A 16,158-nucleotide genomic window follows, 5' to 3' on the forward strand; every position below is an offset into this window, starting at 1 on the left:
TCTCAACGGTTAGAACGCTTTATCACGCGGAGAACCTCGCGCAGCGCTGAATTTCAAAGAAGGCTTCCGACTTACTTCGGACGCTTTGCACCATACTTGGAACGGCGCTGCTTACGGTTCTTGACACCCTGGGTATCGAGAACACCACGGATGATGTGGTAACGAACGCCAGGCAAGTCCTTGACGCGGCCGCCACGGATCATGACGACAGAGTGTTCCTGCAGGTTGTGGCCTTCACCCGGAATGTAGCCGATGACTTCGAAGCCATTGGTCAAACGGATCTTGGCAACCTTACGCAGAGCCGAGTTCGGCTTCTTCGGGGTCGTGGTATAAACGCGGGTGCAAACACCGCGCTTCTGTGGATTTTCCTGCAAGGCAGGAACCTTGTTGCGCTTTACCTGCGCCTGACGCGGCTTGCGGATCAGCTGATTTACGGTAGGCATAGAACCATCCCTTATAATTCTTGTCACTTGAGCCTTTTCAGGCCCGTTTGTGCCGTTTCCGGCGGCGCTCGCACAATTTTCGCCATGCGCGAATGTGGCCCGATCCGGACTTCCGGATGGACCACAAAAAGCAGAGGACGCATGCGAATGCGTCATGCGTGCAGCATTCATGTCTTCAAAGTGCGTTTGGATCCTAAGCCTGGGGCAAACTTCAGAACAATATGTCCTGAAAGTTATAACCGTGCATTGGCTCCGATGCGGGGCGTACTACTGTTTTCACCCCGTTCCGTCAAGCCATGGCGCAAAATTAATAGCTCTCCAAAGCCCTGTGGCCGCTTTGGTCCCGGCCTATTTGCGGTTATGACGGGTTTCGGTCGATTATGCAATTGTCATCGGCCAATTCCGGGCTTGAGGATGCCGATTTTCAGCCTGCGATAGAAGAATCGTTTTCATGCCTGCCAAACGGCGGGTTTTGCACATGAAGCTGGGTGTTTTGGGATTTGCATCCAGCCTTCAGCTTGACGACGGCGGATGGCTCTATAACGATGAAATTATCGATTAGGTTATTGTGCCGAAACGATTCCCGGCTACAAGACTTTCTAACCGTTGCTATCGCGGTCACCTGGCGGCTCGCTTGTCTCGAGCCAGAAGAAAGGCGACCCGTCATAAGGACCGACTGATGATTTCGACCCCTGACAATGACAATAATTCGGACGGACCGATGGTCTTCATCATCATTGCCAAGGCCTATGAAGAAACGGGCACCGAAGGCATTGACCTGCATATTCTGCTGAGAGCGCCCGATGACGATTCCGCCGTGCGCGAGGCTTTGAATGCACTGGCCGAGGAAGGCTTTCTGGAAGCCGACCTGGACCAGATCGGCATGGTGACCGAGCCTCCGTCAGACGAGCCGCATGCCTCGGCCTATCAGGGCGCACTCGAAGGTGAAGTGGCGATCATCCGCTTCAACTGAGTGAGCCATGAATGACAGGACATGTCATTGAAAGGGTCCTTGTCTATGCAGCCGACCGCGACCGGCTCTTGGTCTTCGATGAGCCGGATTTTCCACATATTCTACCGCAGGTGCCAGGTGGCACCGTTGAACACGGTGAAAGCCCCAGCGCTGCGGCTTGTCGTGAATTCGAAGAGGAGACGGGCTTTGCCTGTCCCTCGCCTCCCCGCTTTCTGACTTCTGTCTGTTATCGGGATGTTCGAGATGGCGTTTCCATCCACCACAAGCGCCATTTTTTCCACCTGCCTTTGCTTCGCTCTCTCTATCCGCAGAGCTGGTTTCACAGCGAAACAACACCTCACGGCGGTGGTGCTCCGGTGCTGTTTTCCTTCTTCTGGTTAAACCTGGATGAGGCAAGCCAGCGGCTAGGCTATGAGCATGGCGCCGCCCTGCCCCTGCTTCTTTAGATCTGTATGGTTCTCATTGAGCCAAGCACCGGATTACATTTCCCACTGATAAGCCCGAACAAACTCCGACCTTCGCTAAGCAACATCATAAAACGGAAAAGCCGCCCGGATCGCTCCGGACGGCTTTTTTATTTCGACTGCTGCACCGATTACTCGGCGGCAGGAGCACCCTCGCCTGCCATATCGCGCAGCATCGGGGTTGCGAGATCCGCACCGGTTCCCTTGCGACGTTCCTCGAGAATGAGGTCATCACGCGAGGTGGCGATACGACGGATCTGGGTCATGGTACCACCGGTACCGGCCGGGATCAGACGACCGACGATGACGTTTTCCTTCAGGCCTTGCAACGTATCGGTCTTGCCGGCAATTGCCGCTTCCGTGAGAACCTTGGTGGTTTCCTGGAAGGACGCAGCCGAGATGAAGGACGGCGTCTGCAGCGAGGCCTTGGTGATACCGAGCAATACCGGATCGCCAAAGGCTGGCTTCTTGCCTTCTTCAACCAGACGTTCGTTGGCTTCGTCCAGCTCGATACGGTCGACATTGTCGCCAACGATATACTGGCTGTCGCCGCTGTCGGTGATTTCGACCTTCTGCAGCATCTGGCGAACAATCACCTCGATGTGCTTGTCGTTGATCACAACGCCCTGCAAGCGATAGACTTCCTGGATTTCGTTGACCAGGTAGCTTGCCAGCGCCTCGACACCCTTGATCGCCAGAATATCGTGCGGAGCCGGATTACCGTCGAGGATATAGTCACCCTTTTCGATATAGTCGCCTTCCTGAAGATGGAAGGGCTTGCCCTTCGGGATCAGGTATTCGACAGGCTCGACACCGTCTTCCGCCGGCTCGATGATAACGCGACGCTTGTTCTTGTAGTCGCGGCCCAACCGGATCGTACCATCGATTTCAGCGATGATGGCGTGATCCTTCGGACGACGGGCTTCGAACAATTCGGCAACACGCGGCAGACCACCGGTGATGTCCTTGGTCTTGGCGCTTTCCATTGGCGAACGAGCAAGAACGTCACCCTGGGAGACGCGCTGGCCGGGTTCAACCGACAGGATTGCATCGACCGACAGCTGGAACCGAGCTTCACCACCACGCGGAACCTTGAGCACATTGCCCTGAGTGTCCTTGATGACAATTGCCGGCTTCAGATCGGCGCCACGCGGCGTCGAACGCCAGTCGATAACCTGACGCTTGGTGATACCAGTGGATTCGTCGGTAGCTTCCAGAACGGAGATACCGTCGACCAGATCCTCAAAATGAACGACACCTTCCACTTCGGTCATCATCGGGCGTGTGTATGGGTCCCACTCAGCCAGACGCTGACCGCGCTTGACCTTGTCGCCATCGTCGACAAACAACTTGGAACCATAGGCAACACGCTGCGAGGAGCGCTCAACACCGCGTTCGTCCAGGATCGTCACCGCGATGCTACGGCCCATGGCGACATAAATGCCGTCAGAGTTGCGCAGCATGTTGCGGTTCTTGATCTGGATAGTCCCCTCATAGGAGGCCTCCAGGAACGATTGGTCAACCACGTTGGCCGTACCGCCCAAGTGGAACGTACGCATGGTCAGCTGGGTACCTGGCTCACCGATGGACTGCGCGGCGATAACACCCACAGCTTCACCCATGTTCACAGGTGTACCACGGGCAAGGTCGCGACCGTAGCAGATCGAGCATACGCCGGTCTGAACTTCGCAGGTCAGAGCCGAACGAATACGGATCGACTGAATACCAGCCTTCTCGATTTCGATGACATCGGCTTCAAGGATCATGCGACCAGCGTCAACGATCCGCTCACCCGTGACCGGATGATCGATATCGTCCAGCGCCGTACGACCAAGAACACGCACACCAATCGAAGCCACAACCTGACCGGCGTCAACAATCGCCGTCATGGTCAGGCCCTTGTCGGTACCGCAATCGACCAGATTAACGATGCAATCTTGGGCTACGTCAACCAGACGACGGGTCAGGTAACCCGAGTTCGCGGTCTTCAAGGCCGTGTCTGCAAGACCCTTACGGGCACCGTGGGTCGAGTTGAAGTACTCGTTAACGGTCAGACCTTCCTTAAAGTTCGAAATGATCGGAGTTTCAATGATTTCGCCCGATGGCTTGGCCATAAGACCACGCATACCACCCAGCTGACGCATCTGGTTCGGAGAACCACGCGCACCGGAGTGAGACATCATGTAAATCGCGTTCATCGGCTTTTGGCGGCCAGTTTCCGGATCGAACTCAACAGCCTTAATGCGGGCCATCATGTCTTCCGCAACCTTTTCAGTCGCCTTACCCCAAGCGTCAACGACCTTATTGTACTTCTCACCCTGGGTGATCAGACCGTCGTTATACTGCTGTTCGTATTCCTTCACCAAGGATTCGGTGTCGCCAACGATCTTCACCTTGGAGTCCGGAATGACCATGTCATCCTTACCAAAGGAAATGCCAGCCTTACATGCATGGCGGAAGCCAAGCTGCATGATCCGGTCGCAGAAAATCACCGTGTCCTTCTGGCCGCAATGACGGTAGACCGTGTCGATCATCTTGGAGATGTTCTTCTTGGTCATTTCCTGATTGCAGGTGTCAAACGGCACATTGACGTTCTTCGGCAGAAGTTCGCCAATCAGCATACGGCCCGGTGTGGTTTCGAAAATCTTCGAAACAGGCTTGCCTTCCGCATCCACGGTCTTGAAACGACCACGGATCTTGGAGTGCAGCGTCACCACCTTGTTTTCAAGGGCGTGATGCAGTTCGCCGATGTCGGAGAAGACCATGCCTTCGCCCGGCTCATTCTGGTTCATGATCGACAAATAGTAGAGACCGAGAACCATATCCTGAGAAGGAACGATAATCGGCGCACCGTTTGCCGGATGCAGAATGTTGTTGGTGGACATCATCAACACGCGGGCTTCCAGCTGGGCTTCCAGCGAAAGCGGCACGTGAACAGCCATCTGGTCGCCGTCGAAGTCGGCGTTGAAGGCCGTGCAGACCAGCGGATGCAGCTGAATGGCCTTGCCTTCAACCAGAATTGGTTCGAAGGCCTGGATACCCAGACGGTGCAGCGTCGGTGCGCGGTTCAGCAGCACGGGATGTTCGCGGATAACCTCGTCCAGGATATCCCAGACTTCCGGCTTTTCCTTTTCAACCAGCTTCTTGGCCTGCTTGACGGTCGAGGAATACCCCTTGGCGTCCAGACGGGCGTAGATGAAGGGTTTGAAAAGTTCGAGCGCCATTTTCTTTGGCAGGCCGCACTGGTGCAGCTTCAGTTCCGGACCGGTCACGATAACCGAACGGCCAGAATAGTCGACGCGCTTACCGAGAAGGTTCTGACGGAAGCGGCCCTGCTTGCCCTTGAGCATATCGGACAGCGACTTGAGCGGACGCTTGTTGGCGCCGGTGATGACGCGGCCACGGCGGCCGTTGTCGAACAGCGCGTCAACAGATTCCTGCAACATGCGCTTTTCGTTACGGATGATGATGCCCGGCGCGCGCAGCTCGATCAACCGCTTCAGACGGTTGTTACGGTTGATGACGCGGCGATAGAGATCGTTCAGGTCGGAGGTCGCAAAACGGCCACCATCCAGCGGAACCAACGGACGCAGGTCCGGCGGAATCACGGGAACAACCTTCATGATCATCCATTCAGGACGATTGCCAGATTCCATGAAGTTCTCAACGATCTTCAGGCGCTTCATCAGCTTCTTCTGCTTCAGGTCCGACGTGGTGTCGGCAAGATCCTGACGCAATTCGCCGGCGATGCGCTCGAGATTCATTGAGGCCAGCATTTCAAAGATGGCTTCAGCACCGATCATGGCGGTGAACTGGTCTTCACCATATTCATCGACCGCCATCATGTATTCTTCTTCGGACAGAAGCTGGTTCTGCTTCAGGGCCGTCAGGCCCGGCTCCGTGACAATGTAGTTTTCGAAGTAGAGAACGCGCTCCACATCCTTCAACGTCATGTCGAGCAGGGTCGAAATGCGCGACGGCAGCGACTTCAAGAACCAGATATGGGCAACGGGAGCGGCCAGCTCAATATGGCCCATGCGCTCACGGCGAACACGCGACAGAGTGACTTCCACGCCGCACTTTTCGCAGATGATGCCCTTGTACTTCATGCGCTTGTACTTGCCGCACAAGCACTCGTAATCCTTGATCGGACCAAAGATACGGGCGCAGAACAGACCGTCGCGCTCCGGCTTGAAAGTGCGGTAGTTGATGGTCTCAGGCTTTTTGATTTCGCCATACGACCATGACAGGATCTTCTCCGGCGAGGCAATCGAAATCCGGATGGAATCGAAATGCTGCGCAGGGACCTGCGGGTTGAAAAGGTTCATGACCTCTTGGTTCATGCCTATCTCCTTGTGGGGCCTGGGGCCCTCAGCTTGGCAACGATTGCGGCCCTTCCCGGGAAGCCGCACCGCGCCTTAAAACGACAATAACCGCTGAATGCGGCAAAAGTCCCCGCGCCGGTTGAACTTTACAACTGGCGGAGGACGGCGCGCGCATCGAAACGCGCGCGCCCCACTGTCACTGTTATTCCGCAGCGTCCGGCAACGGGTTGACGGCATCAACCGTTTCGAGCTTGGAATTCTCCAGCTCGACCGACAGACCAAGCGACCGCATTTCCTTGACCAGAACGTTGAAGCTTTCCGGAATACCGGCTTCGAACGTATCGTCGCCCCGGACAATCGCCTCGTAGACCTTGGTACGACCGGCCACGTCATCCGACTTCACCGTCAGCATTTCCTGCAGGGTGTAGGCGGCGCCGTAAGCTTCCAGAGCCCAGACTTCCATTTCCCCGAAGCGCTGACCGCCGAACTGTGCCTTGCCGCCCAAAGGCTGCTGGGTGACGAGCGAGTAAGGGCCGATGGAACGCGCATGGATCTTGTCGTCAACCAAGTGGTTGAGCTTGATCATGTACATATAACCAACAGTGACCTTACGGTCGAAGGTTTCACCCGTACGTCCATCATAGAGCACCGACTGGCCAGACGTGTGCAGACCGGCGCGGGTCAGCATTTCCGAAACGTCGCTTTCATGCGCACCGTCGAAAACCGGCGTTGCGATAGAAAGGCCGCTCTTGGCCTGATCAGCCAGCCGCAGAAGCGATTCGTCATCGAATTTGGCCACTTCGTCATGCGACTCGCTGGCGTAGAGATCGACCAGTTCCGTCCTGAGCTCGGTGATGTCCAGATGCTTGTGGTAGTCTTCAAGCATCTGCCCGATCTTGCGACCCATGCCGGCGCAAGCCCAGGCAAGGTGGGTTTCAAGAATCTGGCCGACATTCATACGCGACGGCACGCCGAGCGGGTTCAAAACGATATCGACATGCGTACCGTCTTCGAGGAACGGCATGTCCTCAACCGGAACGATGCGCGATACCACGCCCTTGTTACCGTGACGGCCAGCCATCTTGTCGCCCGGCTGGATCTTGCGCTTCACAGCAACAAAGACCTTGACCATCTTCATGACGCCCGGAGGCATTTCATCGCCGCGCTGAACCTTCTCGACCTTATCCATGAAGCGCTGTTCAAGGCGCGACTTGGATTCGTCGTACTGGCCGCGAAGCGCTTCCAGCTCACTTTGAACCTTCTCGTCTTCAACGGCGAACATCCACCATTGCGAACGCGGATATTCAGAAATGACGGCGTTGTTGAGTTCGACGCCCTTCTTGAAACCCTTCGGACCGGCAATCGAAACCTGACCACGCAGCGTGTCAAGCAAACGACCATAGACATTGCGGTCCAGGATTGCCTGTTCGTCGTCACGGTCCTTGGCGAGACGTTCGATTTCCTCGCGCTCGATGGCCATGGCGCGCTCGTCTTTTTCAACGCCGTGGCGGTTGAAAACCCGAACTTCGACAATGGTCCCGAACGTGCCCGGAGGCATGCGCATCGAGGTATCACGAACGTCGGAAGCCTTTTCACCGAAGATGGCGCGCAGAAGCTTTTCTTCCGGCGTCATCGGGCTTTCGCCCTTCGGAGTGATCTTGCCGACCAGGATATCGCCCGGCTGCACTTCCGCACCAATGTAGACGATACCGGCTTCATCGAGGTTGCGAAGCGCTTCTTCCGAGACGTTCGGAATATCGCGGGTGATTTCTTCAGGCCCAAGCTTGGTATCGCGGGCCATGACTTCGAACTCCTCGATATGGATCGAGGTGAACACGTCTTCGCTAACGATACGCTCCGACATGAGGATCGAGTCCTCATAGTTGTAGCCGTTCCAGGGCATGAACGCGACGAGCGCGTTGCGGCCAAGCGCCAGGTCGCCGAGGTCGGTCGATGGACCGTCCGCGATGATATCGCCCTTGTTCAGAATATCGCCGACAGCAACCAGCGGACGCTGGTTAACGCAGGTATTCTGGTTGGACCGCTGGAACTTCTGCAAACGATAGATATCAACACCGGACTTGCCGGCATCGAGATCTTCCGTGGCGCGGATAACGATACGCGTCGCATCCACCTGGTCGACCACGCCACCACGACGGGCACCGATAGCTGCACCGGAATCGCGTGCCACGATCGGCTCCATGCCGGTGCCGACGAACGGTGCTTCAGCCCGCAGCAGCGGCACAGCCTGACGCTGCATGTTGGAGCCCATCAGCGCGCGGTTGGCGTCGTCGTTTTCCAGGAACGGAATAAGAGCGGCGGCAACGGACACGAGCTGCTTTGGCGAAACGTCCATCAGGTTGATGGTGTCGCGCGGCGACAGCATCACTTCTCCCGCATGACGGCAGACGACGAACTCTTCGACGAAATGGCCTTCAGCGTTCAGTTCAGCATTGGCCTGGGCGACGTAATACTTGGCCTCTTCCATAGCGGAAAGGTAGATCACGTCCTTGGTCACCACGCCGTCGATGATCTTACGATACGGGCTTTCGATGAAGCCGTATTTGTTGACCCGTGCGAAGGTGGCAAGCGAGTTGATCAGACCGATATTCGGGCCTTCAGGCGTCTCAATCGGGCAGATACGGCCGTAATGGGTCGGATGCACGTCGCGCACTTCAAAGCCAGCGCGCTCGCGGGTCAGACCACCCGGTCCAAGAGCCGAAAGACGGCGCTTGTGGGTGATTTCCGACAGCGGGTTGACCTGGTCCATGAACTGGCTGAGCTGGGACGAACCGAAGAACTCGCGCACAGCGGCAGCGGCAGGCTTGGCGTTGATCAGATCCTGCGGCATGACCGTGTCGATTTCGATCGACGACATGCGTTCCTTGATGGCGCGTTCCATGCGCAGCAGACCCAGGCGATACTGGTTCTCCATCAATTCACCGACGGAACGAACACGACGGTTTCCGAGGTTGTCGATATCGTCGATTTCACCCTTGCCGTCACGCAATTCGACCAACATCTTGACCACGGCCAGGATGTCTTCCTTGCGCAGAACGCGCACGGTGTCGGCCACTTCGAGGTCGAGGCGCATGTTCATCTTGACGCGGCCAACAGCCGACAGGTCATAGCGCTCGCTGTCGAAGAACAACGAGTTGAACATGGCTTCAGCCGAATCCATGGTCGGCGGCTCACCCGGACGCATGACGCGGTAGATATCGAACAGAGCGTCCTGGCGGTTTTCGTTCTTATCGGCAGCCAGTGTGTTGCGGATATAGGCGCCAACATTGATATGGTCGATGCCCAGAACCGGAATCTCTTCGAAGCCCGCATCCAGAATGATCGGCAGGGTCTTCTCGTCGATTTCGTCGCCGGCTTCGAGATAGATCTCACCGGTAGCAAAATTGACGATATCCTCGGCCAGATAATTGCCGTAGAGGTCCTCGTCGGTCGCCTTCAGCGCTTTCAGACCCTTGTCCTGCAACTGACGCAGAAGACGCGGCGTAAGCTTCTTACCGGCTTCGACAACGACTTCGCCGCTATCGGCATCAACCATGTCGACGAGCGTCTTGGAACCCTTCAGCGTTTCCGCCTGGAAAGGTACGCGCCAGCCCTTGCCATCGCGCTTGTAGTCGGACTTGGAGTAGAAGGTCGAAAGGATCTCTTCGCCATCCATGCCCAGCGCCATCAGCAGCGAGGTCACGGGGATCTTGCGGCGGCGGTCGATACGGGCGTGGACAATGTCCTTGGCGTCAAACTCGATATCGAGCCAGGAACCGCGATAAGGAATGACGCGGGCGGCAAACAGCAGCTTGCCGGAGGAATGGCTCTTGCCCTTGTCGTGGTCGAAGAACACGCCCGGCGAACGGTGCATCTGCGACACGATAACGCGCTCGGTGCCGTTGACGATAAACGTGCCGTTATTGGTCATCAAAGGCATGTCGCCCATATAGACCGACTGTTCCTTGATGTCCTTGATCGAGCGGGCGCCCGTATCTTCATCAATATCGAACACGATCAGGCGCAAAGTGACCTTGAGAGGAGCTGCATAGGTCAGGTCGCGCTGGCGGCATTCATCGACGTCGAACTTCGGCGGCTCGAATTCGTAGGATACGAATTCCAGCATCGACGCACCGGAAAAATCGGTGATCGGGAAGACGGACTTGAAAACGGTTTGAAGTCCCTCGTCGGGACGACCACCTTCGGGCTCGTCAACCATGAGGAACTGATCATAAGATGCCTTTTGAACCTCGATGAGGTTCGGCATTTCTGCGACTTCTGGAATTTTTCCGAAAAACTTGCGTACGCGCCTGCGACCGTTAAAGGAAAGGGTCTGAGCCATCGTCGCTCCTTGTCAGTTTGCACCCGGGCCTGCAACAGACGGCAACCGCTGGCCAGGCGGCACCATCAATCATGGATCATCAATCTCGTTCCAGTTCAGGCGGGAAGGCCGGTTTGCCTTGAGCGCCAGATCGGAACCATCCTCTTGAGAACCCATTACCCAAAAGCCGTTTTACCGGCTTTTGGGTAATAATTTCCGCCAGGAAAACGGCTCCGGAGAGAGTTTACACCCTCGCCGGAGCCGAAGTCTGAATTACTTGACGTCAACCTTGGCGCCAGCGTCTTCAAGCTTCTTCTTCAGGTCAGCAGCTTCAGCCTTGGAAACGGCTTCCTTGACAGCCTTCGGAGCGCCTTCAACGAGGTCCTTGGCTTCCTTCAGGCCGAGGCCTGTGATCGCGCGAACTTCCTTGATGACGTTGATCTTGTTTGCACCGGCTTCGGTCAGGATAACGTCGAACTCGGTCTTTTCTTCTTCAACAACGGCAGCAGCAGCGCCACCGGCAGCAGCAGCAGCTACAGGAGCAGCTGCAGATACGCCCCACTTTTCTTCGAGCAGCTTGGAAAGCTCAGCAGCTTCCAGAACGGTCAAAGAGGAGAGGTCTTCTACGATCTTAGCGAGATCAGCCATTTTACTAGTCCTTTATCAGTGTTCGGTTCGAAACGAACTGGTTTGGGTATGAACAGCGAAAAACCGCCTTACGCGGCTTCGTCCTTCTTGGCATAAGCCGCAAACACGCGAGCAAGCTGAGCTGCCGGTGCCTGAACAACGCCTGCGATGCGAGTAGCCGGGGTCTGAATCATGCCGACCAGCTTTGCACGCAGCTCGTCCAGCGAAGGCAGGGTCGCAAGCGACTTGACTGCATCCACGGAGAGCGTGGTTGTTCCCATGGAACCACCGAGAACAACGAGCTTGTCGTTAATCTTGGCGAAATCCATGACGACTTTCGGAGCCGTGATTGGGTCAACGCTGTATGCAATCAGCGTCTGGCCCTTGAAGAGATCTGTCATCCCTTCCGACTCCGTGCCCTGAAGAGCGATCTTGGCCAGACGGTTCTTCGCGACTTTGACGGTGCCGCCAGCAGCGCGCATTTTTGAACGGAAGTCGTTCATCTGCGCAACCGTGACACCAGCATAGTGGGCCACAACAACCGAACCAGAAGCCTTGAAGACTTCGTTCAGTTCTGTGACGAATTCGCGTTTTTCCGCTCTTTCCACTGTCTGTCTCCAGTAGACGGGACCGCAATCCTGCAGGCCCCATCGGGTTTGCCTTTGCCTCAAGGGATCTAAACTCGTCAGATCCCAAGCGACGCTTGAGGATCCTGTCCCCCCGCACTGTCACCCGAAGGCGTCAGGCACAAGGCACACAAGGCTCGAACCGACACTTCCGTAACGCCTTGGCGTTCGTGAAGAATTTCGGGTCTTACCCGTCTCATGCAGGCAAATATTAAGGCCTTGCGGCCGCCCACAATCTCGGACAGGAAATCCGGCTATAAAACCGGACATTCCCGGTCCCGAAGGACCGGGAATTCTTGAATACGGGGTGGAACACCCCGAAAAATTAAGCTGTGACCGACGATGGGTCGATCTTGACGCCAGGACCCATGGTCGAGGAGATCGCTACGCGCTTGACGTAGTTACCCTTGGCGCCAGCCGGCTTTGCCTTGATGACAGCATCAGCAAAGGCCTTGATGTTTTCTTCAAGAGCCTTGGCTTCGAACGAGGCCTTGCCGATACCGGCGTGGATGATACCAGCCTTCTCAACGCGGAACTCAACGGCGCCGCCCTTGGAAGCCTTAACGGCACCAGCAACGTCCATGGTCACAGTGCCGACCTTCGGGTTCGGCATCATGCCACGCGGGCCGAGAACCTTACCGAGACGGCCGACCAGCGGCATCATGTCAGGCGTTGCGATGCAACGGTCGAAGTCGATCTTGCCACCCTGGACGATTTCGACCAGGTCTTCGGCGCCAACAACTTCAGCGCCAGCTGCACGGGCTTCATCAGCCTTTGCGCCACGAGCGAAGACGGCAACGCGAACGTCGCGGCCAGTGCCGTTCGGCAGATTGACAACGCCACGAACCATCTGGTCGGCGTGACGTGGGTCAACGCCCAGGTTCATGGCGATTTCGATGGTTTCATCGAACTTGGCAACGGCACGTTCCTTGACCATCGAAATGGCGTCGGACAGAGCAACCAGCTTGGTGGGATCAACGCCTTCGCGGATCTTCTGAATACGCTTTGCAAGCTTTGCCATGATCAACCTACCACTTCCAGGCCCATGGAGCGGGCAGAGCCCTCAACCATTGCCATAGCGCCGTCAACGTCGGCAGCATTCAGGTCCTTCATCTTGGCTTCAGCGATCGTGCGAACCTGAGCCTTAGTGATAGTACCAGCTTTTCCACCCTTGCCCGGAGTCTTAGAACCGGACTGGATCTTAGCTTCCTTCTTCAACCAGTAAGTCACCGGCGGCTGCTTCATGATGAAGGTGAAGGACTTGTCCTGGTAATAGGTAATGACGACCGGGATCGGCATGCCCTTTTCCATTTCCTGCGTAGCGGCATTGAACGCCTTGCAGAATTCCATGATGTTTACGCCACGCTGACCAAGCGCAGGACCGATTGGCGGGGACGGGTTAGCCGATCCTGCCTTGACCTGAAGCTTGAGCTGGCCTGCAACTTTCTTAGCCATTTCTCTCTGCCTTTCTATCAGACCGGTTGCCCGGCCCACTCATGCCGGACATGCCGGCGGCTGCGGTTGCGTGGTGCGTATGAACGATCCGGCTTAAGAGACCGCCGCACTCCCACGCGAAACGGGAGGTTACCCTCCCGCAGCAATCAGACCTTTTCGACCTGACTGTATTCAAGCTCGACCGGTGTAGCGCGGCCAAAGATCGACACCTCGACCTTAAGGCGCGACCGCTCTTCATCGACATCCTGAACAACACCGTTGAAGGATGCAAAAGGACCGTCGGAAACGCGAACCTGCTCGCCGATCTCGAAGGACAGCGAGGACTTGGGACGCTCGACACCCTCCTGAACCTGACCGAGAATCCGATCAGCCTCATAGTCAGGAATCGGAACCGGCTTATTGTCGGAACCCAGGAAGCCCGTGACCTTCGGGGTATTCTTGATCAGGTGGTAGACCTCATCGGTCAAATTCGCCCGCACCAGCACATAGCCGGGGAAGAATTTGCGCTCACTGTCCACCTTGCGGCCCCGACGAACCTCGACGACCTTCTCGGTCGGAACGAGAATCTTTTCAAAGAGATGTCCAAGACCCTTCTGACGAGCCTTCTCTTCGATCGATTCCGCAACCTTCTTTTCAAAATTCGAATATGCGTGGACGATATACCAACGTGCAGCCATGTTCGTTCCCGTCCTGTTAATTGCCGAGATTCAGGACAAGGCTCAAAACCCAGCCGATAACCTGATCCGCCGCAAAGAAAAACAGCGAGGCAAAAATCACCATGGCCAACACCATCAGCGTCGAGATCACAGTCTCGCGGCGCGACGGCCAGGTGACTTTGGACGTTTCGGAGCGAACCTGCTGCAAAAACGCAAATGGATTAGTCTTCGATGCCATCTAATGCCCACGCATTTACGGCACGTAAAGCTGAAAAGATCAGCCCCACGCACCGCGTGTCTGTTTGAGTGTTACATAAACGCCGATTCTCACTTTAACAAGGGCAAAACCGACATTTAAACAAATTCTACAACGCCAAAACCCACCAGCCGAAAAAATCAATTCCAACACTGTGTGAAAAATGGCAGGGGCAGTAAGGCTCGAACTTACGACCTGCGGTTTTGGAGACCGCCGCTCTACCAACTGAGCTATACCCCTATCTGCACGTCCGAGTGATGCGCCGATGGCGATCCCGTCCGTTGCTTGGCGCTCCGTTTAAGACGGTCGGTGACGATTGGCAAGAGGGTTTTTTGCACATTCAGGACAAAATACCATTTTCCTACCAGTGACGACTATAGCTCGCCCGAAAGGTCGTCGAAGGTGCATCGAGCAGATTGGTCATCGCGGCGGAAAGACCAACATCGCCGAAAACCTTTTTCTCAATACCGACAGATCCCGTCGTCGTCGCATCAAGCTGATCGATACCCGCTTCGCTGTAAAGCGACGCCGACCAATCCGGCATGGACAAATCCAGCCGCTGGCTCGCCGATAGCCCCGCCCCGTCACCACTGACCCGGCGCACCTCGATAATGCGCGTCGAGCCAAGCGTGAAATCAGGCGTCAGTGTCCAGTTCCAGGCGCGTTCCATCGACAGGCTGGAAGCACCCGTTGCGGGCGTGAAACTGGTATTGAGGTAGGTCGCAGGCCCATTCGTTTTGTCGTTCCCTTCCAGCCGCACCCGCCCCCAAAGCCGTAACGGCAGTGTGGATTGATCCACCTGCCCGCTCTTGGTGGCGATAACAGAGGTATCGACACCTATTTTCGGTTCAAAGGCATTACGCAACTGAACGCCGGTTTGAATAGCAACGCCGCTCGTGCCGTTGCGTGAGACGTTCCAGATCAGCGGTCGGCCAAAGTCGGCAGCCTGGCCAACCCAGGCAAATGGTAGAATCAAAAAAGGCGCAATCGCAACCGCGCACATCAGACGAATCATAGACGCATCTTTATGTGTTCAGGGTGGGCTCGGCCCCAAGCAAAGCGGGACGGTGTAGATAGTTATATCACTATGTTACAGGGCAGCTCTCGCAGCCGCAAGTCACGTTTTTGCGTTGCAGCATGACAAGGCTTTGATCAACTCTTCGCCTTTTTGGCGTTCAATCGCTGTTTTCTGGTTTTCGGCTTCAGCTTTTTGGAGAGCTGATAAAACCATCGCAGGATCTTGGTGACGGAAATCAGCTTATCGATTTCCTTGTTTGACCCTTCAAGGCGGCTGGCCAGCACGTCAGCAGCAGACAGCGCAACCGCCCCCTCGCTCAAGTCCGGAAATCGTTGCAGTAGCGCAGCATAAGCATTTTTTTCGGCTGCCCCTGGCGCGACCAGTTTGCCGGAATGGATGAACAATCGCAGCACGACTTGTTCGAATGTCCAATCATGCAGATGAAAGACTTTCCACTTCTCACTGCGCCGCGCTGAAAATCCATCCAACAGGATGGTCTTTTCGGGCAGGTGCTCGCTCAGCCACAAGGCCAAGGCAAAACCGCTGGTCGGAATATGATCTTCAGGGTAAAAACTGGAAAAATGGTTGGAGAGATCCAGATGACCGACCGCAGCCCCCTCGAATTTTGTCGCATCACTGAACAATTCGCCAGGATGGGCCCTGACATTCATCACGCCCAGAAATTCATCGCCCGGAAAATAGCCAAGCACATTCTTGACTTCCTTGCGGTAAACGATGTTGGCGCCGACCGAACCACTGCGCGCCACCAGCAGAGACGGGCGATCGAACGGCTTGTCGAGAATCTTGTAGACCTTATTGAAAAAAACGAACAAGGCAGTTTGTGGCAGTTCGCGCCGCAGCCTGTCCACATTGGCCTCCTCGCTGTTGGCGACGAGGACAATGTGAGTGAAACGGCCGAGCAACGCCTGCCAGTCCGTGAAGGCCTGGATGCTGGCGGTCGTGGGGCGCGCGCTGCCGTTCTGGACTGTCATGG

General features: G+C 56.1%; 13 protein-coding genes and 1 tRNA gene. 2 read left to right on the forward strand and 12 right to left on the reverse strand.

Annotation, left to right across the window (positions count from 1 at the left end):
- Positions 1 to 71 precede the first annotated feature (71 nt).
- Positions 72 to 443 (reverse strand): 30S ribosomal protein S12, encoded by a 372-nt coding sequence (gene rpsL / locus IEI95_RS19360; RefSeq protein WP_003507760.1) that lies wholly within the window; start codon positions 441 to 443, stop codon positions 72 to 74.
- A 679-nt stretch (positions 444 to 1,122) separates the two neighbouring features.
- Between rpsL and IEI95_RS19365 the strand changes: the two genes are divergently transcribed.
- Positions 1,123 to 1,416 (forward strand): transcriptional regulator, encoded by a 294-nt coding sequence (locus IEI95_RS19365; protein ID WP_156533252.1) that lies wholly within the window; start codon positions 1,123 to 1,125, stop codon positions 1,414 to 1,416.
- Positions 1,417 to 1,427: 11 nt separating this feature from the next.
- A complete protein-coding gene (locus IEI95_RS19370) occupies positions 1,428 to 1,862 on the forward strand; it encodes an NUDIX hydrolase (protein WP_156533253.1) in 435 nt (144 codons plus the stop codon).
- Between the two features lie 149 nt (positions 1,863 to 2,011).
- Here the strand turns inward: IEI95_RS19370 and rpoC are convergent, their stop codons facing one another.
- The 11 genes from rpoC to IEI95_RS19425 all read right to left on the reverse strand — a co-directional run bounded on the left by rpoC (position 2,012) and on the right by IEI95_RS19425 (position 16,156).
- Positions 2,012 to 6,223, reverse strand: coding sequence for a DNA-directed RNA polymerase subunit beta' (rpoC, locus tag IEI95_RS19375; protein ID WP_060715708.1), 4,212 nt, complete (start codon positions 6,221 to 6,223; stop codon positions 2,012 to 2,014).
- Between the two features lie 184 nt (positions 6,224 to 6,407).
- Positions 6,408 to 10,547 (reverse strand): DNA-directed RNA polymerase subunit beta, encoded by a 4,140-nt coding sequence (gene rpoB, locus IEI95_RS19380; protein WP_156533254.1) that lies wholly within the window; start codon positions 10,545 to 10,547, stop codon positions 6,408 to 6,410.
- 252 nt (positions 10,548 to 10,799) lie between these two features.
- Complete coding sequence (rplL, locus tag IEI95_RS19385) at positions 10,800 to 11,174, reverse strand: 50S ribosomal protein L7/L12 (protein ID WP_156533255.1); 375 nt, start codon at positions 11,172 to 11,174, stop codon at positions 10,800 to 10,802.
- Positions 11,175 to 11,242: 68 nt separating this feature from the next.
- On the reverse strand, positions 11,243 to 11,761 hold the full coding sequence (gene rplJ, locus IEI95_RS19390; protein WP_194416919.1) for a 50S ribosomal protein L10: 519 nt from the start codon (positions 11,759 to 11,761) through the stop codon (positions 11,243 to 11,245).
- Between the two features lie 343 nt (positions 11,762 to 12,104).
- Entirely contained in the window at positions 12,105 to 12,800 is a 696-nt protein-coding gene (gene rplA, locus IEI95_RS19395) for a 50S ribosomal protein L1 (protein ID WP_015915728.1), read from the reverse strand.
- 2 nt (positions 12,801 to 12,802) lie between these two features.
- Positions 12,803 to 13,234, reverse strand: coding sequence for a 50S ribosomal protein L11 (gene rplK / locus IEI95_RS19400; protein ID WP_015915727.1), 432 nt, complete (start codon positions 13,232 to 13,234; stop codon positions 12,803 to 12,805).
- Positions 13,235 to 13,380: 146 nt separating this feature from the next.
- Positions 13,381 to 13,911, reverse strand: a complete 531-nt coding sequence (nusG, locus tag IEI95_RS19405; RefSeq protein WP_015915726.1) for a transcription termination/antitermination protein NusG — start codon at positions 13,909 to 13,911, stop codon at positions 13,381 to 13,383.
- Positions 13,912 to 13,927: 16 nt separating this feature from the next.
- On the reverse strand, positions 13,928 to 14,128 hold the full coding sequence (gene secE / locus IEI95_RS19410) for a preprotein translocase subunit SecE (RefSeq protein WP_015915725.1): 201 nt from the start codon (positions 14,126 to 14,128) through the stop codon (positions 13,928 to 13,930).
- A gap of 182 nt (positions 14,129 to 14,310) precedes the next feature.
- A tRNA-Trp gene (locus IEI95_RS19415) sits at positions 14,311 to 14,386 on the reverse strand.
- A 121-nt stretch (positions 14,387 to 14,507) separates the two neighbouring features.
- Positions 14,508 to 15,161: a hypothetical protein gene (locus tag IEI95_RS19420; RefSeq protein WP_015915724.1), complete on the reverse strand. Its 654-nt coding sequence runs from the start codon at positions 15,159 to 15,161 to the stop codon at positions 14,508 to 14,510.
- A gap of 137 nt (positions 15,162 to 15,298) precedes the next feature.
- Positions 15,299 to 16,156: a 3-deoxy-manno-octulosonate cytidylyltransferase gene (locus tag IEI95_RS19425; RefSeq protein ID WP_234891011.1), complete on the reverse strand. Its 858-nt coding sequence runs from the start codon at positions 16,154 to 16,156 to the stop codon at positions 15,299 to 15,301.
- Positions 16,157 to 16,158: the final 2 nt, after the last annotated feature.

The sequence above is a fragment of the Agrobacterium vitis genome (assembly GCF_014926405.1).
GTDB classification, from domain to species: Bacteria; Pseudomonadota; Alphaproteobacteria; order Rhizobiales; family Rhizobiaceae; genus Allorhizobium; species Allorhizobium vitis_H.